General features: G+C 71.2%; 26 protein-coding genes. 15 read left to right on the top strand and 11 right to left on the bottom strand.

Annotated elements, in window-relative coordinates; all coding sequences use genetic code 11:
* Positions 1-10 precede the first annotated feature (10 nt).
* On the top strand, positions 11-1,738 hold the full coding sequence (locus tag BLW09_RS03275) for an LCP family protein (RefSeq protein ID WP_089908412.1): 1,728 nt from the start codon (positions 11-13) through the stop codon (positions 1,736-1,738).
* On the opposite strand, the gene BLW09_RS03270 is transcribed toward BLW09_RS03275, so the two are convergent.
* Together BLW09_RS03270 and poxB are read right to left on the bottom strand one after the other, a co-directional pair.
* Positions 1,735-3,192: an SGNH/GDSL hydrolase family protein gene (locus BLW09_RS03270; protein ID WP_157696896.1), complete on the bottom strand. Its 1,458-nt coding sequence runs from the start codon at positions 3,190-3,192 to the stop codon at positions 1,735-1,737. The genes BLW09_RS03275 and BLW09_RS03270 overlap by 4 nt on opposite strands.
* Before the next feature lie 162 nt (positions 3,193-3,354).
* Positions 3,355-5,088 (bottom strand): ubiquinone-dependent pyruvate dehydrogenase, encoded by a 1,734-nt coding sequence (gene poxB, locus BLW09_RS03265; RefSeq protein ID WP_089908406.1) that lies wholly within the window; start codon positions 5,086-5,088, stop codon positions 3,355-3,357.
* A gap of 130 nt (positions 5,089-5,218) precedes the next feature.
* On the opposite strand from poxB, the gene BLW09_RS03260 reads away from it, so the two are divergent.
* Entirely contained in the window at positions 5,219-5,848 is a 630-nt protein-coding gene (locus BLW09_RS03260) for a ScbR family autoregulator-binding transcription factor (RefSeq protein WP_089908403.1), read from the top strand.
* A 207-nt stretch (positions 5,849-6,055) separates the two neighbouring features.
* Positions 6,056-6,436, top strand: coding sequence for a DUF3566 domain-containing protein (locus BLW09_RS03255; RefSeq protein ID WP_089908400.1), 381 nt, complete (start codon positions 6,056-6,058; stop codon positions 6,434-6,436).
* Here the strand turns inward: BLW09_RS03255 and BLW09_RS03250 are convergent.
* Positions 6,417-6,959 (bottom strand): TetR/AcrR family transcriptional regulator C-terminal domain-containing protein, encoded by a 543-nt coding sequence (locus BLW09_RS03250; RefSeq protein ID WP_231947203.1) that lies wholly within the window; start codon positions 6,957-6,959, stop codon positions 6,417-6,419. The two genes, BLW09_RS03255 and BLW09_RS03250, sit on opposite strands and share 20 nt — an antisense overlap.
* A gap of 152 nt (positions 6,960-7,111) precedes the next feature.
* On the opposite strand from BLW09_RS03250, the gene BLW09_RS03245 reads away from it, so the two are divergent.
* Genes BLW09_RS03245 through BLW09_RS03230 form a run of 4 tightly spaced genes read left to right on the top strand, consistent with a single transcriptional unit; the run spans position 7,112 to position 9,409 of the window.
* Positions 7,112-7,756, top strand: a complete 645-nt coding sequence (locus BLW09_RS03245) for a biotin transporter BioY (RefSeq protein WP_089908394.1) — start codon at positions 7,112-7,114, stop codon at positions 7,754-7,756.
* A gap of 14 nt (positions 7,757-7,770) precedes the next feature.
* Complete coding sequence (locus BLW09_RS03240; protein ID WP_172824168.1) at positions 7,771-8,487, top strand: energy-coupling factor ABC transporter ATP-binding protein; 717 nt, start codon at positions 7,771-7,773, stop codon at positions 8,485-8,487.
* The gene (locus tag BLW09_RS03235; protein WP_089908389.1) at positions 8,481-9,092 is read left to right on the top strand and encodes an energy-coupling factor transporter transmembrane component T; all 612 of its coding nucleotides are present in this window, start codon (positions 8,481-8,483) and stop codon (positions 9,090-9,092) included. The genes BLW09_RS03240 and BLW09_RS03235 overlap by 7 nt, the downstream gene beginning before the upstream one ends.
* Positions 9,089-9,409, top strand: a complete 321-nt coding sequence (locus BLW09_RS03230) for a CHY zinc finger protein (protein WP_089908386.1) — start codon at positions 9,089-9,091, stop codon at positions 9,407-9,409. The genes BLW09_RS03235 and BLW09_RS03230 overlap by 4 nt, the downstream gene beginning before the upstream one ends.
* A 78-nt stretch (positions 9,410-9,487) precedes the next feature.
* Here BLW09_RS03230 and BLW09_RS03225 read toward each other — a convergent pair whose 3' ends face one another.
* The gene (locus tag BLW09_RS03225; protein ID WP_089908383.1) at positions 9,488-14,251 is read right to left on the bottom strand and encodes an ExeM/NucH family extracellular endonuclease; all 4,764 of its coding nucleotides are present in this window, start codon (positions 14,249-14,251) and stop codon (positions 9,488-9,490) included.
* A 165-nt stretch (positions 14,252-14,416) separates the two neighbouring features.
* Between BLW09_RS03225 and BLW09_RS03220 the strand changes: the two genes are divergently transcribed.
* Positions 14,417-15,292: a LysR substrate-binding domain-containing protein gene (locus tag BLW09_RS03220; RefSeq protein WP_089908380.1), complete on the top strand. Its 876-nt coding sequence runs from the start codon at positions 14,417-14,419 to the stop codon at positions 15,290-15,292.
* 116 nt (positions 15,293-15,408) lie between these two features.
* On the top strand, positions 15,409-15,891 hold the full coding sequence (locus BLW09_RS03215; RefSeq protein WP_089908377.1) for a DUF805 domain-containing protein: 483 nt from the start codon (positions 15,409-15,411) through the stop codon (positions 15,889-15,891).
* A gap of 47 nt (positions 15,892-15,938) precedes the next feature.
* On the opposite strand, the gene BLW09_RS03210 is transcribed toward BLW09_RS03215, so the two are convergent.
* Complete coding sequence (locus BLW09_RS03210; protein ID WP_089908375.1) at positions 15,939-16,421, bottom strand: hypothetical protein; 483 nt, start codon at positions 16,419-16,421, stop codon at positions 15,939-15,941.
* Between the two features lie 77 nt (positions 16,422-16,498).
* Positions 16,499-16,861 (bottom strand): META domain-containing protein, encoded by a 363-nt coding sequence (locus BLW09_RS03205; RefSeq protein ID WP_089908372.1) that lies wholly within the window; start codon positions 16,859-16,861, stop codon positions 16,499-16,501.
* Between the two features lie 219 nt (positions 16,862-17,080).
* Here BLW09_RS03205 and BLW09_RS03200 point away from each other — a divergent pair, with 219 nt between their 5' ends.
* The 3 genes from BLW09_RS03200 to BLW09_RS19045 all read left to right on the top strand — a co-directional run bounded on the left by BLW09_RS03200 (position 17,081) and on the right by BLW09_RS19045 (position 18,943).
* Positions 17,081-18,250, top strand: coding sequence for a toxic anion resistance protein (locus BLW09_RS03200; RefSeq protein ID WP_231947031.1), 1,170 nt, complete (start codon positions 17,081-17,083; stop codon positions 18,248-18,250).
* Positions 18,251-18,299: 49 nt separating this feature from the next.
* Positions 18,300-18,674: a DUF2200 domain-containing protein gene (locus tag BLW09_RS03195; RefSeq protein WP_089908370.1), complete on the top strand. Its 375-nt coding sequence runs from the start codon at positions 18,300-18,302 to the stop codon at positions 18,672-18,674.
* A gap of 95 nt (positions 18,675-18,769) precedes the next feature.
* Positions 18,770-18,943, top strand: a complete 174-nt coding sequence (locus BLW09_RS19045; protein WP_172824167.1) for a hypothetical protein — start codon at positions 18,770-18,772, stop codon at positions 18,941-18,943.
* A 6-nt stretch (positions 18,944-18,949) separates the two neighbouring features.
* Here the strand turns inward: BLW09_RS19045 and BLW09_RS03190 are convergent, their stop codons facing one another.
* From BLW09_RS03190 to BLW09_RS03180, 3 genes are all read right to left on the bottom strand, one after another.
* Entirely contained in the window at positions 18,950-19,618 is a 669-nt protein-coding gene (locus BLW09_RS03190) for a class I SAM-dependent methyltransferase (protein WP_089908369.1), read from the bottom strand.
* A gap of 101 nt (positions 19,619-19,719) precedes the next feature.
* Complete coding sequence (locus tag BLW09_RS03185) at positions 19,720-20,775, bottom strand: alpha/beta fold hydrolase (RefSeq protein WP_089908367.1); 1,056 nt, start codon at positions 20,773-20,775, stop codon at positions 19,720-19,722.
* Entirely contained in the window at positions 20,762-21,823 is a 1,062-nt protein-coding gene (locus BLW09_RS03180; RefSeq protein ID WP_089908366.1) for an NAD(P)H-dependent flavin oxidoreductase, read from the bottom strand. Before BLW09_RS03180 ends, BLW09_RS03185 begins: the two co-directional genes overlap by 14 nt.
* Positions 21,824-21,948: 125 nt before the next feature.
* Between BLW09_RS03180 and BLW09_RS03175 the strand changes: the two genes are divergently transcribed.
* Positions 21,949-22,647, top strand: a complete 699-nt coding sequence (locus BLW09_RS03175) for a GAF and ANTAR domain-containing protein (protein WP_089908363.1) — start codon at positions 21,949-21,951, stop codon at positions 22,645-22,647.
* A complete protein-coding gene (locus BLW09_RS03170) occupies positions 22,644-23,354 on the top strand; it encodes a GAF and ANTAR domain-containing protein (RefSeq protein ID WP_089908361.1) in 711 nt (236 codons plus the stop codon). The genes BLW09_RS03175 and BLW09_RS03170 overlap by 4 nt, the downstream gene beginning before the upstream one ends.
* 9 nt (positions 23,355-23,363) lie before the next feature.
* Here the strand turns inward: BLW09_RS03170 and BLW09_RS03165 are convergent, their stop codons facing one another.
* Positions 23,364-23,714 (bottom strand): ArsR/SmtB family transcription factor, encoded by a 351-nt coding sequence (locus BLW09_RS03165; RefSeq protein ID WP_089908358.1) that lies wholly within the window; start codon positions 23,712-23,714, stop codon positions 23,364-23,366.
* Between the two features lie 113 nt (positions 23,715-23,827).
* Here BLW09_RS03165 and BLW09_RS19240 point away from each other — a divergent pair, with 113 nt between their 5' ends.
* On the top strand, positions 23,828-23,959 hold the full coding sequence (locus BLW09_RS19240; protein WP_269457904.1) for a hypothetical protein: 132 nt from the start codon (positions 23,828-23,830) through the stop codon (positions 23,957-23,959).
* Here BLW09_RS19240 and BLW09_RS03160 read toward each other — a convergent pair.
* Complete coding sequence (locus tag BLW09_RS03160; RefSeq protein ID WP_089908356.1) at positions 23,943-24,329, bottom strand: SHOCT domain-containing protein; 387 nt, start codon at positions 24,327-24,329, stop codon at positions 23,943-23,945. The genes BLW09_RS19240 and BLW09_RS03160 overlap by 17 nt on opposite strands.
* Positions 24,330-24,379: the final 50 nt, after the last annotated feature.

Genomic DNA, 24,379 nt, shown 5'->3' with positions numbered 1-24,379 from the left:
GCGTTTCGGTGTGCGACGCCCGAACTTCCCCGCCTCAGAGCCCGGTGCCGGCGGCAGCGACCAGCAGATGCCGCCGACGCAGGTCTTCGGCCGCGCGCCGTCGGCCGACCCGCGCCGGCCCGTGCGCGCGACCCGACCGGCCTCGGGCGTGCCGACCGGGAGCGGCGGCGCGCCGTTCGACCCGTTCGGGCTCGGCGGCGACGCCCCGGGTCTCGGCGGCGACGGCGCGGGACGCCGGGGCGGGTCCGGCGGCGGTAACGGCGGTAACGGAAACGGCCGTGGCGGTAGCGGCGGTGGCGGCGGAGCCGGCGACGACGGCACCCCCACCCCGCCCCCGGGCGGCCGACGTGGCAAGGCCCCGCGCAAGCACCGCCGCGCGAAGCGCATCATCGGCTGGACCGCCGCGGCCCTCGCGGTCATCCTGGTCGTCGTCGGCGGGTACGCCGCCTACAGCTACTTCCGGTTCGTCGGCGGCGTCAAGCACGTCGACGTGATCTCCAAGCCCGCCAACGACGTGGACGGCCAGGACCAGAACATCCTGCTCGTCGGCGACGACCACCGGCCGGACGGCGCGTCGCAGGCCGAGCTCGATCAGCTGAGCACGACCGACGACGGCGGCGGGACCAACACCGACACGATGATGATCCTGCACATCCCCGCGAACGGGAAGTCGGCGACCCTGATCTCGCTGCCGCGCGACTCCTGGGTGGATGTGCCCGGCCACGGCATGAACAAGCTCAACGCCGCCTTCTCGCTCGGCGGCGGTGCGACCGATGCCTCCAGTGGTGCGAAGCTCCTCATCCAGACCGTGCAGAACCTCACCGGCCTGAGCATCGACCACTACGTCCGCGTCTCGCTTCTCGGGTTCTACACGATCGCGCAGGCACTCGGCCCCGTGCAGGTCTGCCTCAACAACGCGGTCGGCGACCCCTACTCCGGAGCGAACTTCCCCGCAGGAGTGTCGACCCTCGATGCGAAGCAGGCGCTGTCGTTCGTGCGTCAGCGGCACGGCCTCCCCCGCGGCGACCTCGACCGCGTGGTGCGGCAGCAGTACTTCCTGTCGGTGGAGGCGCACAAGTTCCTCTCCGCCGGGACTCTGCTCAACCCCGGCAAGCTGACGAAGGTGCTGGATGCGGTGAGCGGCTCGTTGGAGACCGATCCCGGTCTCAACTTCCTGCAGCTGGCCGCCCAGCTGCAGGGCCTGACCGGCGGCAAGATCCAATCCGCCACCATCCCGGTCTCCGGCACGCCGACAATCACCGTGGACGGGTCGGACCTCTCGATCGTCGAGGTGGACACGGCGGCGATGCCCGCGTTCATCCAGAGCCTGATGGGGACGCCGACGGCCTACGACAAGGCGACGGCGGCGAAGCCGGCGGACACCAGCGTGACCGTGCTCAACGGCGGCAGTGCGAACGGCGCCGCGACGACGGCGACGCAGACCCTCGCCGCCGCCGGCTTCAAGACCGGAGCCCCTGGCGACGCGGACACCCGCGCGACCACCGTCATCCAGTACGCGGCCGGCCAGGAGGCGCAGGCCAAGGCCGTCGCCGCGTCCCTGCCGGGCGCGGCCGTGCAGGAGACCTCCGGCGTGAGCACGGTCACCGTGATCCTCGGCGACGACGGCATCATGCCGGCCGCCCCGTCCGCCGGCGGAGCGGCGACCGCCCCGCCGGCGCCCGCACCCACCCCGTCCGGCCCGGCCGCCAACTACAGCTCCACGGTCTGCATCAACTAGTTCAGCGTCTGCTTCTCCCCCGTGCCGCCCACATCGAGGGTGACGACGTCGCCCGGGTTCACCGTCACGGCTTGGCGGTACACCCGGTAGCCGGGGACGCTCGACAGCGAGAGATACCAGGCGTGCTCACCGGCCACGTGCGAGAGGTAGTGCCCGTTGTTCCGTGCCGTCACCCCGGGGGTGGTGTACAGCGTGTTGATCGGCACCCAGATCTCCAGCACGGAGGACGTGCCGCCCGTGTGCACGAGCTGGCCCGTCACCCCCTGGAAGGAGTCCGGGAGCGGAGTGAGCACCTGTCTCGTGCCGTTCTGGTGGACGCGCAGCTCGACCTGATCGCCCGGCGTGACCGTGATCGTGTTGTAGTAGGTGCGCGTTGCGGCCCCGGTGCGTTGGTACAGGTAGTAGTACTCGGAGCCCTTCACGGTGCCCAGGTACTCGCCGTTCTTCGTCGCGGCAACGTCGGGCACGGACGTCAGGCTGCGCGGCACAATGATCTGCAGCTGGTACTGGTCGCCGCCGAGGGGCGCGAGCTGGCCGCGGATGCCCTGGAACGCATCTCGCGGCTGGAGCGCCGCCGCGACGGCCTGGCCTGTCGCCTTCAGGCCCGCTGCATTGGGGTGGAAGGACTGCGGGGTCGCTCCGGAGAGGCCCCTCAGCTCGAGCGATCCGATGTACGGCTGCCCGGATGCGGAACAGACCGTGTGGTCGGCGGCCGTCGTCAGCTGCGACAGGTACTCCGCGCCCGTGTTCTCCGCCGCCTGCTGGAACTGGACGTCGACGGTGCGCTGCACCGAGTGCATCCACTCGAGGTCCGTTGTGACGAACGGGAAGATCGCCCCCTGCAGCGTCAGCTTCTGGAAGCAGCCGCCGGCCGGGGTGTGAGCGGCATCCGGCATGAGAGGCAGGTAGCCGACGACGAGGATGCGGGCCTTCGGGTAGGTGGTCCTCAGCTTCGCGAGCGTCGCCTCGAACTTCGGCGTCACCTCGTTCGTCAGCTTCTGAACGATGTCGTCGACGCCCCCGCTGGTGTGCTTCTCGCGGCAGGACGCCGCCCCGTCGGTGATCGGTCCCGTCGCCGAGACGGCGAGACAGTTCGTGAGCACCGAGCGGAAGCCGAGGTCGTTGCCGCCCATCGAGAGGGTGATCAGTCCGATCGAGTCCGCCGGCGCGCCGGCCTGCGGTGGCCGGCCGGCCGACGACGTGCTGAACACGTCGTCCAGCACCGCGCCGCTGCAGGTGTTGTCGGTGAGGGCGAGGCCGAAGTCGGCCGCGATCTGCGAGGGGTAGCTCGCCGGGGACTGCAGGCAGGCCGGATCCGCTCCCTTCGCACCGCCGATCGCCTGGCCTGTGGCGTACGAGTCGCCGAGCGCAAGGTAGCCGTTCGATGCCGCGAACGCGGGCGCGGCCGTCAGCAGGGACGCGGCGAGCGCGGCCGACGCGGACGCGGCCGCCAACCACCTGGCACCGCGGCCCCTTCTGACCGCGGGGTGAACGATTCTTCGAGTTGCGTGCATGATCCGTCCCTTCGTCACGACCGCCGTTCGAAGGCAGCCGTCACTCTGTAGACGGGTCAGTACACCGTTTGATAACGGAGGAACGCGAAAATACCGGCGGCGTCAGTCGAACAGGCGCCGGAAGACGTTCGTGTCGGCCAGGTCGATCAGCTCGTCGCCGCGTCCGCTCATGATCGTCCGGAGCGCGTACAGCGTGAACCCGCTGACCTGCTTCGCCGTGATCGCGGGCGGGATGCTGAGCTCCTGGCGGGCGGTCACGACCTCCACCAGCGCCGGGCCGTCGTGGGCGAAGGCCGTGCGCAGGGCGTCCTCGAGGTCGTCCGGCTTCTCGACGCGCTGGCCGTGCAGTCCGATGGCCCGGGCGACCTCACCGAAGTCCGGGTTCTCCAGCCCGGTGCCGAAGTTGACGAACCCCGCCGCCTTCATCTCGACTTCGACGAAGTTCAGCGACGAGTTGTTGAAGACCACGATCTTCACGGGCAGCTTGTTCTGCCGGAGCGTCAGCAGCTCGCCGAGCAGCATGGCCAGGCCGCCGTCTCCGGCGAGCGCGACCACCTGCCGGCCCGGGAACGCCGTCTGCGCCCCGATCGCCTGCGGGAGGGCGTTCGCCATGCTGCCGTGCGAGAACGAGCCGATCAGTCGCCGGCGTCCGTTCATGCGCAGGTAGCGTGCCGCCCAGACGACCGGCGATCCGACATCCGGGATGAACACGGCGTCCTCCGCCGCCAGCTCGCTCACCAGCCGGGCGACGTACTGCGGGTGGATGGGCGTGCGGTTGCGGTCGTTGACCGCCAGGTCGTCCAGACTCTTCCGGGTCTTGGCGTAGTGCGAGAGCGATGCGTCGAGGTGCTTGCGGTCCTTTCGGCCTTTCAGCAGCGGCAACAGCGCCTCGGCCGTGTCCCGCACGCTGCCGACCAGGCCGAGGTCGAGCGGGACCCGGCGACCGAGGTTCTCACCCCGGATGTCGACCTGGATGACCTTCGCCTTCGACGGGAAGAACTGCTGGTACGGGAAGTCGGTCCCGAGCATGAGGAGCACATCGCACGACTCCATCGCCCGGTAGCCGGAGGAGAACCCGAGCAGGCCCGTCATCCCCACGTCGTAGGGGTTGTCGTACTCGATGAACTCCTTGCCGCGCATCGCGTGCACGATGGGCGCCTGGAGGGCACCGGCGAGGCCGACCAGCTGCGCGTGCGCGCCCTCGGCTCCTGCGCCGGCGAGGATGGTGACCCGCTTGGCATCGTTGAGGATGTCGGCGGCGGCCTGGAGCTCGGGGTCGGTCGGCCGGGTGACGCGCGGCGAGAACGTGATCGGGGCCGACTTCTTGCGGCCGGCGCTGTCGGCGAGGAAGATCTCTCCGGGCACGACGATCACGGCGACGCCCCGGCGCTCGATGGCCGTGCGCATGGCGATCTCGAGGACCCGCGGCATCTGGTCCGCCTGGCTGACGAGCTCGGTGTAGACGCTCGCCTCGCGGAACAGCTCCTGCGGGTGCGTCTCCTGGAAGTACGCGCTGCCGATCTCGGCGCCCGGGATCTGGGCGGCGATCGCGAGCACGGGGACGCGGCTGCGGTTGGCGTCGTAGAGACCGTTGATGAGGTGGGTGTTGCCCGGGCCGCAGCTGCCGGCGCAGACGGCGAGCTCGCCGGTCAGCGCCGCCTCGGCGGAGGCCGCGAAGGCCGCCGCCTCCTCGTGCCGCACGTGCTCCCACGTCACGCCGTCGGTGCGGCGGATGGCGTCGGTGAAACCGTTGAGCGAGTCTCCGGGGATGCCGTAGATGCGGGTCACCCCCGCATCCCTCAGGATCTCGACAGCGGTATCGGCGACTGTGGGCACAGCGGTCTCCCCTCGATTCGGATGCGGTGCTGCCGGCCCGCAGCGAACGGCCCGGCAGACCCAACGCTACGCCGGGGAGGTGAATCGTCGCATCCTCCCCGGAGCAACTGTGCGTTAACGTGAGCGCATCATGGTGAAGCAGGAGCGGGCCCAGGTGACGCGGGGGACGATCGTCTCCGGAGCCGCCGCGGTGTTCGGCCGCCGGGGGTACGGTCTCGCCTCGATCGCCGACATCGCCGCCGAGGCGGGCGTGACGAAGGGCGCGCTGTACTTCCACTTCCCGTCGAAGGACGAGCTGGCCCGCGCGGTGATCACCGAGCAGCACCGGCGGACGATGGTCGCGGCCGCCGAGGTGGTCCAGCAGGGCCTCCCGGGGCTGGAGACCGTTGTGCGGCTGAGCGCGGTGCTCGCGCACCAGCTGCTGACGGACCCCGTGGTGCAGGCGGGGATCCGGCTGACCACGGACGTGTCGATGTTCGATCCCCCGGTGACGGAGCCGTACGAGGACTGGCTGCGGACCACGGAGGCTCTGTTCCGCCAGGCCGCCGAGGAGGGCGATCTGCGGCGCGACCTGGACCCGGGGATGCTCGCCGGCGTGGTCGTCCCGGCGTACACCGGCGTGCAGCTGGTCTCGGAGACGGTGGCGCGCCGGGCAGACCTGCTGGAGCGCGTCCGCGATCTGTGGACCGTCCTGCTCCCCGGAATCGTGCCGCCGGGCGAGTTCGAGCGGCTGCGTCGCCTGCCCGAGCTGATCCGCTGAGACGGGCCGGTCCGACGGGCCGGTCCGACCCGGCCGCAGCGCCCCCAATCCGCTACGGCCGCGCCGGAATACCTTTATATTCTACTCCAGAACCGGACGATCGGTATGGACTCTCGGAGGACGCCCAGCGGGTCGGCCGGGGCGCGGTCCCCTAGACTTGGCCGACGGGGAACGCCGGAGACGGCGGGAGCAACAGGGGGAGGCCGGATGCCGTCTCGGGGCAGCAAACAGAAGAAGCGCGCGACGATGCGGCTGGTGTACATCGACTTCTGGTCGGCACTGAAGATGTCGTTCCTGGTCAGCATCATCGTTGCGGCGATCACCGTCGTGATCGGCCTGCTCATCTGGAGCGCCCTCGAACGTTTCGGTCTGGTCGCCGCCGCCAGCAACTTCCTCGAGGACATCGCGGGGGCGCAGGGCGCCGACCTCGTCGCCGGGCTGACCTTCCCCAATGTGCTGACGTTCACGCTCGTGGTCGCACTGCTCGAGGTCATCGTGGTGTCCGCGCTCGGGGCGATCTTCGCCGCCCTGTTCAACCTCGCCGTCCACGTCGTGGGCGGCTGGAAGGTCACCTTCGGGAGCGACTGAGCTCCAGTCCGCCGACCAGCAGGTCGACGCCGAAGGCGAACGCCGCGGCGGGGTCGTCCTCGTCGAGCGGGGAGCTGTCGCCCGTGGCCAGCACGCCGAGCGAGTCGTACTGCAGGCGCTGCTGCTCGTGCGAGACGTGGCCCAGCACGAAGTGCAGCAGCGCGGTCGCGGCGCGGCGGGAGGTCTCGGCGTCGAAGCCGCCCCGCGCGACCGCGCGGGCGAAGCGGTCCACCGTCTCCGGCGACCCCAGGCCGAGCGCCAGGGTGCTGGAGACCACCTCGGCGCCGTCGCGGTACGCCAGCAGGGCGTCGCGCAGGGCGGCGGCCTCCGAGCGGACGGATTCCGCCCAGTCCGTGTCGGCGCCGCCCGCAGCCTCCGGGCCCGCGTCCTTACCGGCAGCACTCCCCTCCGGCCGCGTCGCGACGATGCGGTCGGCGAGCTCGGCGAGCAGCGTCTGCTTGTTCGGGAAGTGCCAGTAGAGCGCACTCGGCTGCACATCGAGGGATGCCGCCAGCCGCCGCATGGTCAGGTCCGGCAGCCCGAGGTCGTCGAGGATGCGCAGAGCGGCCTCCGCCACATCGTCGCGCGAGTGCCGCCGTCCGGTTTCGTTGCCTGCCACGTTCTCACTATAGTGAACACCGTTCAGGTGAACAGTGTTCAGGTAAGGATGTCCGCATGACCGTCAGCACCCCCATCGCCCCCCGCCGCCGCCTCGACGCGACCGACCTGGCGCGCGTCGCCGTCTTCGCCGCGCTCGTCGCGGTGCTCGGCCTGCCGTCCGGCGTGACCGTCTTCGGCTCGGTGCCGATCACCGCCCAGACGCTCGGCGTGATGCTCGCCGGCGCCATCCTCGGCCCGTGGCTCGGAGCGCTGAGCATGGCCGTGCTGCTCGCCCTGGTCGCCGTCGGGCTCCCCCTGCTCGCGGGCGGCCACGGCGGCATCGGCGCCTTCGTCGGACCGTCGGCCGGCTACCTGTTCGGCTGGATCGCCGGCGCGTTCGTCATCGGCCTGATCGTGCACGCCGGCCGCCGCACGCCGGTCTGGTGGCGGACGCTGCTCGGGATGATCGTGGGCGGCATCCTCGTCGTCTACCTGTTCGGCGTTCCGGTGCAGAGCCTGGTGACCCGCCTGCCGCTCGACGCCACCGCCCTCATGAGCCTCGTCTTCGTACCGGGCGACCTGGTGAAGGCCGTCATCGCGACCGCGGTGGTGACCACCCTGGTGCGCGCGTACCCGCGGGCCTTCCGCCGCACCTGGGTGACCGACCAGCGCGGCGTGGCGGCCGACGCCCCGGCTCCGGCGGACTCGCGCGTCCCGTGACCGGAAGCGTCCCGATGCCCGGCAGCCTCCCCGCGCCGGACGCCGTCCCCGCCCTGCGGCTGGACGGCGTCGGCGTGCGCCTCGGTGAGGTGGACGCGCTCCGCGACGTCAGCCTGGCCCTCGACGCGCGCACCGTCGCGGTGATCGGCGAGAACGGCTCCGGCAAGTCGACCTTCGCCCGCCTGCTCGCCGGGCTGGTCGCCCCGGGCGCCGGCGTCACCCGCATCCTCGGCCTCGACCCGGTGCGGCAGGCCGCCGAGCTCCGGCGGCGCGTCGCCGTGGTGTTCAGCAATCCCGACGCGCAGATCGTGATGCCGACCGTCGCGGAGGACGTCGCCTTCTCGCTCCGTCCCGAACGCCTCGGCCGTGACGAGCTGCGACGGCGGGTGGATGCGGCGCTCGAGCGCTTCGGGCTCTCCGCGCTGCGTGAGCGCTCGTCTCACGACCTGTCGGGCGGCCAGAAGCAGCTCCTCGCCCTCGCCGGTGCGTTCGTCCGCGAGCCCGAGCTGGTCGTCGCCGACGAGCCGACCACGTACCTCGACGCCCGCAACGCGCGCCGCGTCTCCGACCATCTGCTGGCCGACACCGGGCACCGCCTGGTGCTCGTCACCCACGACCTGGCGCTCGCCGAGCGCTGCGAGGCCGCCGTGCTCTTCGCCGGCGGCCGGGTGGAGGCGGTCGGACGACCCGCGGAGGTCATCGCGGACTACGAAGCGGCGCTCGCGTGCTGAGCCTCTACCGCCCCGGCGACGGCCTCCTGCACCGCCTCCCCGCGGGCCCGAAGCTGCTCCTGCTGCTCGTCGTCGTGCTCGCCGTCTCGCTGCTCCCCTCCGCGTGGTGGGCGGTGGGGGTGGCCGCTGCCACCGCGGTCGTCGCGTACGCGGTCGCCGGGCTGCGGGACGGGATGCTCGGGATGCGCGAACTCGCTCGCCAGCTCGTCGCCCTGCGCTGGCTCATCGTCGTCACGCTCGCGGGCCAGCTGATCTTCCTCGGGCCGGAACCGGCGGTGTCGAACACCGCGCGCGTGACCGCCGCCGTCGTGCTCGCCGGTCTCCTGGTGCTCACCACGCGGGTCGGCGACCTCCTGGACGCCGTCGAGCGCGGGCTGCGGCCGCTCGACCGCTTCGGGTTCGATTCCGGGCGGGCGGCGGTGCTGCTCACGGTCGCGCTGACCACGGTCCCGGTGCTCGGGCGACTGGCAGGCGACGTCCGCGAGGCGCAACGCGCGCGGGGTGCCCGGCAGGGACTGCGCTTCTTCGCGGTGCCCTTCCTCATCCTGTCGCTCAAGCACGCCGACCAGCTCGGCGAGGCGCTCGCGGCGCGGGGTGTGCGATGAACGGCCGGCCCCGGGTGCTCGGCGCGGTCGTCGACGACGAGACGCGCTGCATCCACTACCGGTCGCCCCTCGACGTGATCGCGATCCGCTTCGCGTGCTGCGGTGAGTACTACCCGTGCCACCTCTGCCACGCCGAGGCGGCCGGACACCCCGCCCGCCAGTGGGCCGCCGACCGCCGGGACGAGCGCGCCGTGCTGTGCGGCGTCTGCGGCCACGAACTGACCATCGCCGAGTACCTCGCCACCGACGACTGCCCGGAGTGCGGCGCCGGCTTCAATCCGGGCTGCCGGCTGCACACGCATCTCTACTTCGAGTAGCCGACACCCCGGCGCACGGCCCCCGAACGCACGGATGCCGGGCACGCGCCCGCGTGCCCGGCATCCGTCAGGGTGTGGCTAGAACCAGCCGAAGAGGCGGTCCAGCAGGTCGAGCAGCCAGTCGATGACCGGGATGCCCGTGTGCGGCTTGTCGGCCTTCACCTTGAGGGTGGTCCAGCCGATCACCTGGTTGGACGCGTCCTGCACCGACAGCTTGTGCTGACCGTTGCCCGCGTCCTTCGGGAGGGTGAGCGTCAGCACGCCGTCCGCCGGCACCTGCACCCAGCCCCCGCTGAGGTTCTGCGGCTTCGAGTACAGCCAGACCGACACCCACTCGCCGGCGTGCTTCGCGCCGACGGTCACCCGGATCGCGTCACCCGGGCGGTAGGTGTCCTTGTCGACGGTGACCTTGTCCTCGAGCGCCTTCTTGAGCGCCGACTCCTTGGCCGCCTTCGGGTCGGTTCCCGGCTTCGGGTTGGTCGGGGCGTCCGCCACGGTGAGCGGGACGCGGACCGTCGTGCCCGAGTCGGGAGCGGTCAGCACGAGCGCGCTCGCGCCGGCCGCATCCGCCGGGACGGTGAAGGCGACGGTCGCGCTGCCCGCGGCATCCACCGGCACCGAGCCGATCGGGGCCGAGCCGTTCCAGGTGAGGTCGAGCTTCGTGTTCGCCGGGCTGCCGAGCGAGGTCAGGTTCAGCTTGGACACCTGGAGGGTGACCTGCTGACCGCGCTGCAGCGTCCCGGTCGGCACGCCGCTCACGCCGACGCCGCGCTTGGCGAAGCTGGGCGAGAGCGGGCTGTTCTTCTGGATGTAGCTGATCCACGCGTCGCGGTCGATCAGCCCGGAGTCCTTCGTGTTCGCCCCCGCCGCGAAGGCGCGGAAGTTGTCGCCGCCCTGGAGCAGGAACGAGAAGGACCCGATGCGGTACGACTTCGCCGGGTCGATCGGCTGGCCGTTCACGACGATGCTCGTGATGCGGTCGCCCTCCGGCCGGGAGGCGTCGTACGTGTAGCTGACGTTCTTCGACAGTCCCAGGTTGAGGAACGGCCGGGTCGGCACGGTGCCGTCGGCGTTCCGCTGCCACTGCTGCTCGAGCGCCTGCTTGAACTGCGCCCCGGTGAGGGACGTGGTCCACAGGTTGTTCACGAACGGCAGCACCGCGTTGGCCTGCGCGTAGGTGACGGTCCCGTCGGTGCCGTACAGCAGCTCCGCCCGCAGTCCGCCCGGGTTCACCACGCCGATCTCGGCGCCGCCGAGCTCCTGCGAGGAGAGAGTGGACAGCAGCGAGTCGGCGACCAGGTTGCCCAGGGTCGACTCGCTCGAACGGTCGTCGCGCGCTCCGTTGAGGTAGGCGGTGGTGATGTCCTTCGTCACCGAGCCGACCTTCTGGTTGCCGATCACGGCCGCGTCGGCGAGCGCCTTGTCGACGATCGTCTTGACGGCGGCGACCCGCGGGTACGCGGCGACGAGGGCGGCGTCGGCGTCGGTGGTCCTGGCGACGTTGCGGGCGGTGTACGAGGTGACCTTCTCGGTCTCCGGGTCCACCGTCAGCTTCACCTGGCCGATGTTCTCGCCGTAGCTGCCGGTCTGGAGGATCGGGCGGGTCTTACCGTCGACTCCCGGCACCGGGGCGTCCCACGCGTACTGCTTGTGCGTGTGACCGGTGAAGATCGCGGCGACCTTCGCGCTCGTCTTGGTGACGATCTCCGCGAACGCGCCGCCTGCGGCGACCTCCAGGTCGAGCGTCGCCCCCTCCGGCGTGCCGAAGCCGGCGCCCTCGTGGTACTCCGCGACCAGCACGTCGGCCTCGCCGTTGGCGGGGTCGCCGTCGGTCAGCTCACCGGCGACGCGGTTGACCGCATCCACCGGGTCGCCGAAGTCGAGCGACGAGACGCCACCCGGCGAGACGAGCGTCGGGGTCTCCTGCGTGACGGCTCCGATGACGCCGACGGTCAGTCCGTCGATGTCGAAGGTGGCGTACTCGGGAAGGGCCGGGGTCGTCGTGCCCTTCTCGTACACGTTGGCGCCGAGGTACGAGAAGTCGGCCGCATCCTTCACGCGTCCGGTGAGGTCGGCGTAGCCCTTGTCGAACTCGTGGTTGCCCACGGCGCTCGTCTTCAGCTGCAGCGTGTTCAGCACGTCGATGGTCGGGATGTCGCCCGCCGTCGCCGAGGCGAACAGCGATGCGCCGATGTTGTCGCCGCTGGAGAGGAAGAGCGAGTTGGCCTCGCCCGACTCCGCCTTGAGCTTCTCGATCGTGCCCGCGAACTTCACGGTGTTGGCGTCGATCCTGCCGTGGAAGTCGTTGATGTTCAGCAGGTTGAGGGTGACCGGCTTCGCCGTGAGGCCGAGGCCGACGACGATCGGGTCGTGGTCGCTCGACCGGTACGGGTCGGCCGCGTAGAAGTTCGTGACGTTGTAGTTGTAGCGGCTGTACTCCAGCGCCACCGACTCGCCCGAGTTGATGTTCCACACGTCCGCGCCCGTGATGGCCGCATCGGCCGCCGGGGATGCCAGCACGTGGTCGAGCGAGCCGACCGTTCCGCCGAAGGAGTAGGTCGCCTTCGTCGTGCGGGTGCTGACCTGGTCGACGTAGCCGGCGTCCGTGAGGACCTTGATCGGGTCTTCCTTCAGGTACGCGTTGAAGTCGCCGATGAGGAGCACCTTGTCGGTCTTCAGCGCGGCCTTGCGCTCGTCCGCGAACGCGACGAGGGCGGTGGCCTGCTTGACGCGGGAGGCGTTCGACGCTCCCTGGCCGTCGCCCTGGTCGGCGTCCGCGCCGGTGCCGGACCCCTTCGACTTGAAGTGGTTGACGATGGCGAGGAACGCGGACGAGTCCTTCGCGCCGACCTTCTTGAAGGCCTGGGCGAGCGGCTGGCGTGCGTTCGAGAACGCCGAGTCGTCGAGGATCTTCGCGTCGCCGACCGGGGTGGCGTTCGCCTTCTTGTAGATGAACGCGGTGCGGATGACGTCCTCCGTCGCCGGGAGGGTCGCCGGCGACTTCACGTACGCCCACACCTCGGATCCGGCGGCCGCGTTCAGCGCGATGACCAGGCTCGCGAGAGCGGAGTCGCGGTTCTCGCCGAAGCGGGCCGAGTTCTCGATCTCCTCCAGCGACACCACGTCGGCGCTCAGGCCGTTGATCGCCGCGACGATCTTGTCCTGCTGACGCTTGAGGTTGGCCGCATCGGCGGCGCCGCGAGCGTCGCATCCGCTGTTGACCGTGATGGGGTTGCCGTCGCGGTCGGTGTAGAAGGTGCAGCCGCTGAGCTGGTCGCCCGTCGTGGTGAAGTAGTTCAGCACGTTGAAGGTCGCGAGCCGCAGGTCGCCTCCGACGTTCCCGGGGGCGGCGGTCCGGGTGTTCGTGAACGTGACCGGCTGCACGGCATCGGCGTTGGCCGGCGTCAGCTCGCCGGTCGGCTGGAACTTCCAGGTGTTGTTGCGGTAGTCGAGGACGACCGGCTTCGTGAACGCGACCGGCTCGCCGACGCGGACCGGGTTGCTCAGCGAGAGGTACGGGAGCGGCTTCGACTTGTTGGCCGCGCTCAGGAAGTTGGTCGAAGCGCCGTCGTCGAGCGTGACCGCGCGGGCCGCGTTGTCCGCGACGACCGCGGCGTACTCGGCCGAACCGGGGCGCGCGGCCTCCGTCGGCTGCACCAGCGGCTTGTCGCCGGCGGCGAGGCCGATCTCGCCGTACTGGTTGGCCGCGTAGACGTCGGTGACGGTGAACGCGCCCTGCGGCGCGAGCAGCATGCCCTCGAGGCTCTCCCGCTGAGCGGCCGTTCCCGGCAGGCCGACCGTGGCCGGCACCGGCGCGGTGACCGTCGACGCGTCGAGCTTGGTGACGCCCGTCGCCGTGATCTCGGTGAGCCCGTTGAACTCGCTGACCGCTCCGGTGACCTTCACGTAGTCGCCCGCGGCGACCGTCCCGGCGAAGGACGAGCCGTAGACGAAGACCGCGTCGGAGGCCGTGTGCGTCGCAAGGTCGATCGCGCCGCCCGTGCCGGGTGTCTGGATGTAGAAGCCGTTGAAGCCGCCGGTCGCGTACTGCGCCGTCACGACGCCGACGGTGGTGACCGTCGTGCCCGCCTTCGGGCTGGTGTCGCCGGTGCCCTGGATCTCCGCGATCGGGGTGGTGGCGCCGTCGCCCGGCGTGCCGGGGTCGCCGGGGTCACCCGGGTCACCTGGCGCGCTCGCGGCGTTCTGCGGGGTGATCGTCGCGCTGAGGGTGAAGTCGGCGCTGTTGTCGTCGGTGTCGGCGAAGTTGGTGCGAACCAGCGACTTGACGTCGGTGTTACCCGACGGCGCCGTCGCCTTCGCCTTCTCGAACGTGTTCGACGTTCCGTAGCCGAGGAGGTCGGCGACGTTCGCGTCGCCCGTGATCGAGCCGGTCGGCAGGGTCAGCGCCGAGGCGGTCTTCGCGAGGACCAGCGTCCCCGTCGTGCCGCTCGGGTTGAGGGCGCCGCTCGCCACGTCCGGGGCCGGCAGCGCCTGCCCGTTCGTTCCGTTCGACCCGCCGGCGACGAGGTAGTAGCCCTTGGCGCCGATCGAGCCGGTCAGCGGAACGACGCCGGTCGATGCGTTCGTCCCGGTCGCCGGGCGGTACTGGATGCTCCATCCCGCCAGGCTGACAGCGCTGTCACCGGGGTTGTAGAGCTCGACGAACTTGTTCGTGAAGGCGGCACCGGCGCTCCCGCCGGACAGGTAGGCCTCGTTGATGACGACACCGGTGCCGTCGGTGCTGGCGAACGCCGGAGTCGCGACGAGCGAGCCGGCGGCGAGGCCGGCCCCCGCGAGCGCGGCGGCGGCGACGCGCGCCAGCCTGCCGAATCTGGTTGACATTGTTCTCCTCGGTCGGTGAGGTGTGGGATGAGTCCGCGCCCACGGTAGGGACGGCGTGAAACGGGACTGTTTCTCGTGTGTGAACGTACAGAAAACTCGTTCAGGGGTAGACCGCTCATTTGAGCACCACACGGGGGAACGCGCCGATACGCCATGATGAGAGGCATGCGGATCGACGAGATCGCCCACTTCCGGGCGCTGGCCGCGGAGGGCCATCCTGCTCTCGCCGCCGAGACCCTCGGGGTGTCGCAGTCGACCCTCACGCGATCCCTCGCCCGCCTCGAGCACGAGATGGGCGTCGAGCTGTTCGACCGCCGTCGCGGCCACCTGGAGCTCAACCAGTACGGCGAGATCCTGCTCGCGCACGCGGTGCGGGCCGAATCGGAGCTGGAGAACGCGCGGGCCCGCATCGAGGCGCTCCGGGACCCGTCGGGCGGCACCGTCTCGGTCGCCTACGTTTCGTCGTTCGGCGGGTGGCTCATCCCGAAGGTCATCAGCGAGTACCGCGGCCTGTTCCCCGACATCCGCTTCGTGCTGAGCGGCGGCACGGCGGACACCGTGCTGGATGCGCTGCGCGACGGCGCGGCCGACGTCGCCTTCCTGAGCCCCGATCCCCGCGACCCGGAGATCGAGTGGGAGCCGCTGACGGCCGAGCGCCTCGTGCTGGGCGTGCCGGAGGGGCACCCCCTCGCCGGAGCGGCGGCGGTGAGCGTCCCCGACCTCGAGCCGTACGACCTCGTCGCCCTGCGCACCGGGTCGGGCCTCCGGCACATCGCGGATGCCTACTTCGCCGCCCACGGCGTCGTGATGAGCCCGGTCATCGAGGTCACGGAGCTGTCGACGCTCCGCGGTCTCGTGCGCGACGGGGTCGGCGCTGCGCTCATCCCCGACACCCCCGCCGAACCGGGCATCGTCGCTGTCCCCCTGCGGGACGAGGCCACACGCATCATCGGGCTGGCACGCAACCGCACCCGCTCGCAGTCCGCGGCGGCCGCGCAGTTCGCCCGCTTCGTCCGCGAGGAGCTCGACTCCCTCGGCTGAGACCGCTGGGCCAGCCGGAGGACACGCCGCGTCACAAGAGACGCACAGCGGTCTCCCATGCGCTTGACTATGGCCGCTCCACCTCACCGAACACGTGTCTTGGAAAGGACTCCCTCGTGACGTCTCCGCAGTACCCGACAACTCCCGCCGCCGCACCGACCGGCGAGACCCCGCTCTGGGCGCCGCTCTACGGGGCGTCGTTCGGCCAGTCCGTCCAGCGCTTCTTCAAGAAGTATGCGGACTTCACCGGGCGCGCCAGCCGCAGCGAGTACTGGTGGTGGATCCTGTTCTCCGTCATCGTCGCGATCGTGCTCGAAGTCCTGGCGCTCGTGCTCGGATCGATCGGCGCGACCGTGAACGACGACGGCACCTCGACTCCCGGCCCGCTGTTCTGGCTGGTCGGCGTGCTGATCCTCGCCTGGGGGCTCGGCACGATCGTCCCCCACCTGGCGATCGTCTGGCGCCGCCTTCACGACGCGAACCTCGCGGGCCCGTTCTTCTTCCTCAGCTTCATCCCGTTCGGCAGCATCGTCGTGCTCATCCTGACGATCCTGCCGTCGAAGCCCGAGGGCGCGCGCTTCGACCGCCCCCGCGCCTAGCGGGAGCCGGGCCGGCTCAGCGGGAGCGCATCCTCAGCGGGAGCGCCTCAGCAGGAGTCGGCCCACAGCCGGCGCGGCCGCTCGGGGTCGGTGTCGTCCAGCAGGACGGGCGCCACCTCGCGCGGCGCGCCGAGCGGATCCTTCTGCCCGGTGGTGACGAACGACCAGTCCGGGCTCCGCTCCGGGTCGTGCTCGACCCACAGCGAGAAGTTCCAGAATCCGCGGAACTCCGCGTCGAGCAGGCCGCGGCCGTCGACGACCAGCACCCCGTCTCGGGAGCGGAACGGCGTGACGACCGCATCGCGGAACGCGTCAGCCCCTGTGGCCGGGTCGACAGTCGCACGCTCGACCTGCTGGCCGGCGTCGCGCAGCGCTCCCGCGAGTGCGTCGGCCACGCGCGCGGTGTCAGCGGCCGGGACGCCCGTCACGGCGACGAACCGCGGCCCGCGCGTGTAGTGCTGCAGGAACTCGGCCGCCACCCCCGCGAAGAACTCCGCAGCCTCCGTCGACGCCTTCTCCGTGTCGGTCATCGTCCGCTCCTTCCGATGCGCTCACCGTCTCGAACGCTACGCGCAGGGCGGCCATTCCGGGAGCGCCGACGCCGAGCTCAGTCGTCGCGGTCGATCGTCCCGATGCGCGCGCCGGACGAGTCGTAGACCGTCATCACGTTGCCGTCCACCTTCCCGCTCGCGGCGGTCGACATCCACGTGTCCACTCCGTTGCAGACCTTCTTCGTCATGGCGACGGTGCCGAGGTCGATGGTGTTGCCGGAGATCGTGCCGGTGCCCTTCATCGTGTTGCAGCCGTCCGATCCGGAGTACGAGCCGTTAGCGTTGATGATGAGGTTCGGTTCTCCGGGGTCGGTGCTGCCCCACTTCCCCGGGACGTCGCCGCCCTGCGGGGTGCACGCCGTCAGGGCGAGGCCGGCGGCGAGGATGGCCGTGAGCGCGGCCGAGCGTGTCCTGTTCATGGCCCCGGAGGATACGCGCGTCGCCGACCGGCCGAATAGACAGTCGTCGGGTCGCGTCGTCGCGATCCCTTCTCGTCCTGTGGCGGGCGTACCTCCGTTCCGCGCCGGCGGGTCGGGCCCGTCGCCCGTACGCGCCTGAGGGTTCGCTGCAACCCCTCCACGCGGCGCGCAACGCGATCTATCCTCATCGCAACGAGGACAGCGGGGAGGGGACGGCTCATGGACGAGGCACCCGAGGAGACCCTGCGCCCACCGGACGCCGTGCCGGAACTAGCGGAGGAGCAGGCTGTGGAGATGGTGGCCGTCTCGGCCGAGCGCGAGGCGGAGCTCGAGCAGCGCGCCCGCGACTTCATTCGCGAACTCGCGGCGGCGGAGCCAGGATCGGACGCGTTCACGCGCAAGATCGTCGGCTTCTCTCACCTGGGAGAGGCCGAGATGCGCGCCTCCAGCGACGCATCGCGCCAGCTGCTGGAGCGGCCGGCCAGCTCGCTCGCCGCGGCCCGCGGCAAGGCGGTGCGCACCGACCCGCAGTACGGCGTCATCCGCACGCTGCAGGATCTCCGCGCCACCGTCAGCGACTTCGACCCGCAACACCTCACCGGCCGCAACCGGATGCTGTCGCGCGTGCCCGGCGGGCGCCGGCTGCGCCAGTACGTGCAGCGGTTCGAGTCGGCGCAGAAGCAGCTCGACGGCATCGTCGAAGCGCTGGACCACGGCCAGGAGTGGCTCGCCCGCGACAATGTGGAGATCGAGAAGGAGCGGGCGTCGCTCTGGAAGACCACGGAGCGGCTCAATGAGTACGTCGTGCTGACCGCAGCGCTCGACCGGGCGACGGTGGAGGCGGCGGCCGAGTTGCGGATGACCGATCCCGCACGCGCGACCCTGCTGGAGAAGGAGGCGCTCTTCCCGATCCGGCAGCGCCGCCAGGATCTGACCACGCAGATCGCCGTCTCGGTGCAGGCGTATCTCGCGCTCGACGTCATCAAGAAGAACAACGTCGAGCTGATCAAGGGCGTCGAGCGCGCGAAGACGACCACCGTCTCGGCTCTCCGCACGGCCGTCGTCGTCGCCCAGGCGCTGGAGAACCAGAAACTCGTCATCGACCAGCTCGGCGCGCTGCACGACAGCACCAACGCACTGATCGGGCGCACGGGCGAGGTTCTCAGGACGCAGACCGAGCAGGTGCAGAAGGAGCAGACATCGTCGGCGGTCGACGTGGAGGTACTGCAGCGCGCCTTCGACAACGTGTTCGCGACGATGGACAGCATCGACACCTACCGCACCGAGGCCGTGGCGCGCATGGCGACGACGGTGGACGCGCTCGACCAGCAGGTCGCCCGGTCGCGCGCCTACCTGAAGCGATCGCGCCCGACGGAGCCGCCCCGGTAGGCGAGATCCACCGGTCACGCTCGGGGCCGTGCGCGTTACCGTTGACGCCATGAGCCATCGGATCTTCGCCATGCCGTTCGCCGACATCTACCCGCTCTACGTGACCAAGGTGGAGCGCAAGGGGCACGGCAAGGACGAGGTGGACGAGGTCACCCGCTGGCTGACCGGCTACGACCAGGCGGGCATCGATGCGGCCATCGCCGACCGGATCGACCTCGAGACCTTCTTCGCCGCCGCGCCGCACTGGAACCCGAACGCAGCGCTCATCACCGGAGTCATCTGCGGCATCCGCGTCGAGGAGATCGAGGACCCGCTGATGCAGAAGGTCCGGTACCTCGACAAGCTCGTCGACGAAGTGGCGCGCGGCAAAAAGATGTCGTCGATCCTCCGCGGCGAGACGGCGGCCCCCGCATCCCGCAGCTGAACCGAGTGCCGGAGCATGGCCATCGGCCGCCGCGCGTATTAGCCTCGTCGCAGGCGGTCCCACCCGGGGACCGGCGCGAGGGTGGGAGGACAATCGTGGACGACCTTCACGGCTCAGCGGCGGAGCGGCTCCGGCAGCTCGACGACCTCGTCTCGGCCGGGGAGCCGTCGAACGAGTGGCTGACCCGGCACCTGCGCCAGACGCTGAGCGAGCTGGCCGAAGCCGAGCCGGTGGTCGACGCCGAACGGGACCGCCGCGAGGACTACTGACGCCCGTCAGGTGCGGGCCACGCCCGCGATCTGCGTGTTGAACGGCAGGAACGGGGTGTGGAGGCGGTAGCGCTCCACCTCCACGGCCGCGAACCCGGCCGATCGGATGGCGTGCTCCAGGTCGCGCTCGCACGAGCATCCCTCGAAGGTCCACGCCCACGGTCGGCGGACGAGGCGCTGGGATGCGCGGGTCGGCGTCCCTCTCGGAGCGGCGACGTGCTCCACGAACCGGAAGGCGCCGCCCGGGCGCAGGATGCGGCGGATCTCAGCGAGCACCGCATCCGGGTCCTGCACGGAGCAGAGCACCAGCGACGAGATGACGCTGTCGACGCTGGCGTCGGGCAGGCCGGTCCGCTCGGCCGTCCGCTCCCGCAGGTCGAGTGCGACGCCCGCGCGGAGAGCGGCGGCGCGCAGGCCGTCGTGCATGGAGCGGTTGGGCTCGATGGCGACCAGCGCCGCTCCGGCGGGAACGTAGGGGAGGTTCGCACCGACTCCCGGGCCGATCTCGGCGACCTCACCCGCCAGCCCCGCGAACACGCGCCTCTTGCGCGGACGCAGCGACGCCTCCAGGTACGGCCCCATCACCCGGAAGAAGGCGGCATTGAAGCGTCCGCGTCCGGGATGCTGCACGAACCCCGCCGTCGCTTCGTCGCCTGTCGCGGTCGTCCTGGTCATGGCCTCTCCTGCCCTCGGGTGTTGCCGTCGGGACGACTCTGCCGCGCCTCGGATGCTCGATCAGGCGGGGAACTACCCCACTTCGCCCGTCGCGGCACCGATCACGGCGCAGGGGGAGCGGCCGGCCGCTCCCCCTGCGCCGCCCACCAGGACGCGATCTGCGCACGCGACCGGAACCCCAACCGCAGCCGGATGCGCTCCACATGCCCCTCGGCCGACCGCTCGTCGATCCCGAGCCGCTCGGCGATCTCGCGGTTCGTCCGCCCATCGCTCACCAGGGCGGCGACCTCGCGCTGGCGCGGCGTCAGCCCTCCCTCGGCGGCTCCGACCGGGCGCAGACCGAGGAAGCGGCGGATCGTGGCGGCGAGCGCCACGGCATCCCCGGCCCAGGGCAGGTGCGAGCGCCCGGGGAGGACGACGAGCTCCGCTCCGGGGATGCCGCGCGCCAGCTCCTCCGCCTGCGCGAGAGGCGCCGCGCGATCCCGCTCCCGGTGCACGACGAGCGTCGGCGTGCGCACCTCCGCCAGCAGCGGCCCGACGTCGAGCGCGTAGCTCAGGGCGAGGAGCGACTGCGCGGTCGCCGCGTCGGACGCGGCGCGCTGGTAGCGGCCGAACTCCGCGCGGGCGGCGGCGGACGCATCCGGGGCGAACAGATCGGTGAGGACGTCCGACCCGAGACCCCAGTGCGAGCCGACGAGAGCCAGCACGTGCTCGCGCGCGCTCGGCGGCGAGACCGCGGCGCCGGAGACCCAGCCGCCGGAGAGCACCAGCCGCCGGACCGTCGCGGGATGGGCGGCCGCCCACGCCACCGCGACCAGCGCGCCCAGCGAGACGCCGACGAGGTCGAACGGCTCCGGGCCGAGCGGTGCGACGACCGCCGCGAGCTGCTCCAGCTCGGAGGCGAGAGAGGGAGGCTGTCGGGCCGGACCCGACATCCCGCACCCGGCCCGGTCGTACCGGATCAGCCGGCAACCGCGTGCGAGGCGCCGGTAGAAGGCGCGCTCGTCGGGAAGCCGCCACCCGTGTTCGAGATGGCTCAGCCAGCCTGAGATGTAGACGACCGGCCGGCCCGCGCCGATCGACGCGACGGCGATGACAGTGCCGTCGGCGGTGGTGACGCTGCCGAGGTGCTGCCGGTCCGACTCAGGCGTGACCATCCGGCACCCCAGCGGCCAGTTCGGCGAAGACCTCGCGTGCGTCGTCGTGCCGCGACAGCCCGGCGCTCTGCCCCATCCAGAGGCTCAGCAGGTCGGCGTCCCCGATCTCGGCCGCTCGCCGGCGGAAGATGCCGGTGAGGATGTTCTGCAGCGGGAAGGGGGCGATGGCGCCACCCTGCTCGATCGTCCGCACCGCGCGGTTCGGCAGTCCCCGCGCCGCGCGCCCGCTCATCGCACGGGTCAGCACGGTCTCGTGGGCGAGTGCGGTGCGGATACGGTCCCGGTGGACGGCGGGCGCCGCCGACTGCCGGGTGGCGAGGAACGCCGACCCGACCTGCGCGCCCGAGGCGCCGAGGGCGAACGCGGCGGCGACACCGCGCCGGTCGGCGATGCCGCCGGCGGCGATCACCGGAACGCTCACCGCGTCGACCACCTGCGGGATGAGCGCGAGTCCGCCGACCAGGCTGTCGGCCGGATCGGACAGGAACGACGGGCGGTGGCCGGCGGCCTCCGAGCCGGACGCGACCACCGCATCCGCCCCGCCCGCTTCGAGCGCCTGCGCCTCCGGCACGGTCGTCGCCGTGCCGATCACCCGGATTCCTCGCGCGTGTGCCGCCTCGACGACGTCGGCCGGCGGGACGCCGAAGACGAAGCTCAGCGCCGCCGGCTGCGCGTCGAACGCCGCCGCGAGCTGGTCGTGGAAGTCCGGAAGCGGGGCGATCGGTCCCTCGGGAACAGGAGCCCCGGCCTCCTCGAACAACGGCCGCAACGCGGCGAGCGCGCGGTCGACGTCGTCGCGCGGGAAGCCGTCTCCCGGCTCGGGCTCGCCGGGGCCGCGAAAGGGCAGCCACAGGTTGAGGGCGAACGGCCGGGCCGTCCGCCGGCGCACCTCGTCGCCGACGGCCCGGATACGCTCAGCGCTCAGGCCGTAGAGGCCGTACGAACCGAGACCTCCGGCCTCGCTCACCGCCGCGGTCAGCTCCTCGGAGGACATGCCCCCGAACGGTCCGAGCACGATCGGAGTCTCGATGCCGAGCAGCTCACGCAATCTCACGGGTCTTGTCTACACCCGCCGGGACGATGCGTACTCTGGACTTTCCCCCACGGAGGGCGCACGCTTGACCCACCGAAGCTATCGACCGGTAGCGTTGGTGGAATGGACAGCGGCACCGGATGAACGAGAGCATCGCGGATGCGCGCCCCGGTGACGCGCAGCAGGCGGAGTACTGGCGCCCCTTCATGGAGGCGCTCCCCGTCACGGGGACGGCCGTCTCGACCATCGGAGACCTGCTGGGCACGGAGACGGTCTCGGCCAGCGATGCGGTGGCCGCCCGCCTCGACGAGCTGCAGTTCGACCTCGGCGAAGGCCCGTGCTGGGACGCCCTGACCCTGCGCCGTCCCGTGCTCGAGCCCGACCTGCAGGGCCGTCCGCGTCGCGCGTGGCCCTCGTTCACGGCCGCCGCGATCGATGCGGGAGTCGGCGCCCTGTTCGCCTTCCCGATGCTCGTCGGACCGCTGCGGATCGGAGCGGTCGACCTGTACGCGCGCGAAGCGCTGCCCCTCGACGAGGCCCACACACAGGCGGCGACGCGGCTCGCGGAGGCCGCCGGGCGCACGCTGCTGAGACGTGCCCTCGCCGCGGCGGGGCGCGAGGAGCCGCCCGAGGACGCGAACCCCTTCTCGCGCCGTGTCGTGCATCAGGCGACCGGGATGGTGCTCGCCCAGCTGGATGTCAGCGCGGACGACGCACGGATGGTCATCCAGGCGCATGCGTTCGCGACGGAGCGGTCGATGATGGAGGTCTCCCGCGACATCCTCGATGGGCGGCTCGACCTGTCGGAGCTCGATCGCGAGGGGGGTCCGGAGCGATGACCCTGACGCGCGAACAAGGGATCCTGCGGGCGTTCGCCCAGCTGGCCGACACGCTCGTCGACGACTACGACGTCGTCGACCTGCTGCAGAACCTCGTCGATCTCTCCAGCCGCTTCCTCGGCGCGACCGCCTCCGGTGTGATGCTGGCCGACGAGCACGGCGATCTCGACGTGATCGCCTCCACCAGCGAGGCCAGCCGGCTGGTCGAGGTCATGCAGCTGAGCGCGTACGCCGGGCCGTGCATCGAGAGCTTCGAGACCGGGGCGGTGGTGTCCGTCGCCGATATCATGCAGGTGCCCGACCGCTGGCACGCGTTCCGCGACCGGGCTCTGGAGCAGGGCTTCGTCGCCATCGACGCGATCCCGCTGCGCCTGCGCACCCAGACGATCGGCACCCTCAATCTGTTCCGCGACAGGGTCGGCGACCTGCCGGAAGACGACCTGGTCGCCGCCCAGGCGTTCGCGGATGTGGCGACCATCGGCATCCTCCACCAGCGGAGCCTCGCCGAGAGCGACGCCATCCGCCGCCAGCTGCAGTTCGCCCTGAACAGCCGGATCATCATCGAGCAGGCCAAGGGCGTCGTCGCCCAGACCCGCGGGGTCCCCATCGATCAGGCGTTCACGCTCATCCGCGACTACGCGCGCCGCAACCAGCGCGGCATCTCGCTAGTCGCCTCCGACATCGTGGAGCGCCGGCTGGGACTCTGAGCGGACCCGTCAGACGGACGTCAGGAAGGACGACACCGTGTCCAGCGAGCCGGGCACCAGCCGGTAGTACGCCCAGGTGCCCCGCTTCGATCTGCTGAGGAAACCGGCGTCGACCAGGATCTTGAGGTGATGCGAGACCGTCGGCTGGGAGAGCCCGAGCGGCTCGGTCAGATCGCAGACGCACGCTTCTCCCCCGTCGTGCGCGGCGACCATCGAGATCAGGCGGAGGCGGGCAGGATCGGCCAGCGCCTTCATCGCCCGCGCCACCGAGTGCGCGTTCTCCTCACTGAGCACCTCTTTCGTGAGCGGTGAGCAGCAGGCCTGCAGGTCGCGCAGCGGGAGGAGTTCGGTGATCGCCATACGTCGATTCTCATCCATACATTGACAAACGTCAATGTATGCGTCCATCGTAGTTCATCGATGCTGATCGATGAAGAAGGGAGGGTCATCATGGGATGCTGCGACACCGACGAGTGCCAGACGCTGCCGGACGGCTCCTGCGCGCCGGACTGCTGCTGACGGCCGAGGCCGAGGCCGTCGTCGTCGCGGGCGCGACGGCGACGGCCCGGCATCAGGGCGCGGTCGGGCTCACGCGGCGCCGCTGAGCGCCTTCCCCTTCAGGGTCTCGAACTCGGCCGGTGTGATCGCGCCGCTGTCGAGCAGGCGCTTCGCCGACTCGATCTCCGCAGACGGCGAGCTGGCGCCCGCCACCGCGCGGACGTGGTCCGCGGCCGCGGCCTGCGCCTCCATCGCCCCCGCAGCGCTCCGCTGCGCCATGCGGCCGCCGCGAGCGATGAGGTAGATGAAGGCCGCGAGGAACGGCACCAGGACGAGGAACAGGACCCACAGTGCTTTCGCCCAGCCGTTCAGCTCGGGATCCCGGAAGACGTCGATGATCACGCGGATGAAGATCGTGATGCAGACGACGACCAGGTAGAACCAGAACGTCCAGACGATGAAATCCCAGAAAGTCATAGCAACTCCTCTCAGTGGGCGGAGCGGCCAGCACTTCGCGTGGCCTGAAG

Origin of the sequence: Leifsonia sp. 21MFCrub1.1 (assembly GCF_900107895.1) — a bacterium.
GTDB lineage: Bacteria > Actinomycetota > Actinomycetes > Actinomycetales > Microbacteriaceae > Leifsonia > Leifsonia soli.
The sequence above is the reverse complement of the archived record's forward strand: the minus strand, read 5'-3'. Positions and strand labels throughout refer to the sequence as shown.

What these genes read in the sequence shown, in the direction of transcription:
- BLW09_RS03260 (WP_089908403.1), top strand. Translation starts at nt 5,219, where the DNA reads ATGGTGAAGCAGGAGCGGGCCCAGGTGACGCGGGGGACGATCGTCTCC.
- BLW09_RS03255 (WP_089908400.1), top strand. Translation starts at nt 6,056, where the DNA reads ATGCCGTCTCGGGGCAGCAAACAGAAGAAGCGCGCGACGATGCGGCTG.
- BLW09_RS03250 (WP_231947203.1), bottom strand. Translation starts at nt 6,959, where the DNA reads ATGCGGCGGCTGGCGGCATCCCTCGATGTGCAGCCGAGTGCGCTCTAC.
- BLW09_RS03245 (WP_089908394.1), top strand. Translation starts at nt 7,112, where the DNA reads ATGACCGTCAGCACCCCCATCGCCCCCCGCCGCCGCCTCGACGCGACC.
- BLW09_RS03240 (WP_172824168.1), top strand. Translation starts at nt 7,771, where the DNA reads ATGCCCGGCAGCCTCCCCGCGCCGGACGCCGTCCCCGCCCTGCGGCTG.
- BLW09_RS03230 (WP_089908386.1), top strand. Translation starts at nt 9,089, where the DNA reads ATGAACGGCCGGCCCCGGGTGCTCGGCGCGGTCGTCGACGACGAGACG.
- BLW09_RS03225 (WP_089908383.1), bottom strand. Translation starts at nt 14,251, where the DNA reads ATGTCAACCAGATTCGGCAGGCTGGCGCGCGTCGCCGCCGCCGCGCTC.
- BLW09_RS03220 (WP_089908380.1), top strand. Translation starts at nt 14,417, where the DNA reads ATGCGGATCGACGAGATCGCCCACTTCCGGGCGCTGGCCGCGGAGGGC.
- BLW09_RS03210 (WP_089908375.1), bottom strand. Translation starts at nt 16,421, where the DNA reads ATGACCGACACGGAGAAGGCGTCGACGGAGGCTGCGGAGTTCTTCGCG.
- BLW09_RS03205 (WP_089908372.1), bottom strand. Translation starts at nt 16,861, where the DNA reads ATGAACAGGACACGCTCGGCCGCGCTCACGGCCATCCTCGCCGCCGGC.
- BLW09_RS03200 (WP_231947031.1), top strand. Translation starts at nt 17,081, where the DNA reads ATGGACGAGGCACCCGAGGAGACCCTGCGCCCACCGGACGCCGTGCCG.
- BLW09_RS03195 (WP_089908370.1), top strand. Translation starts at nt 18,300, where the DNA reads ATGAGCCATCGGATCTTCGCCATGCCGTTCGCCGACATCTACCCGCTC.
- BLW09_RS03190 (WP_089908369.1), bottom strand. Translation starts at nt 19,618, where the DNA reads ATGACCAGGACGACCGCGACAGGCGACGAAGCGACGGCGGGGTTCGTG.
- BLW09_RS03185 (WP_089908367.1), bottom strand. Translation starts at nt 20,775, where the DNA reads ATGGTCACGCCTGAGTCGGACCGGCAGCACCTCGGCAGCGTCACCACC.
- BLW09_RS03175 (WP_089908363.1), top strand. Translation starts at nt 21,949, where the DNA reads ATGAACGAGAGCATCGCGGATGCGCGCCCCGGTGACGCGCAGCAGGCG.
- BLW09_RS03170 (WP_089908361.1), top strand. Translation starts at nt 22,644, where the DNA reads ATGACCCTGACGCGCGAACAAGGGATCCTGCGGGCGTTCGCCCAGCTG.
- BLW09_RS03165 (WP_089908358.1), bottom strand. Translation starts at nt 23,714, where the DNA reads ATGGCGATCACCGAACTCCTCCCGCTGCGCGACCTGCAGGCCTGCTGC.
- BLW09_RS03160 (WP_089908356.1), bottom strand. Translation starts at nt 24,329, where the DNA reads ATGACTTTCTGGGATTTCATCGTCTGGACGTTCTGGTTCTACCTGGTC.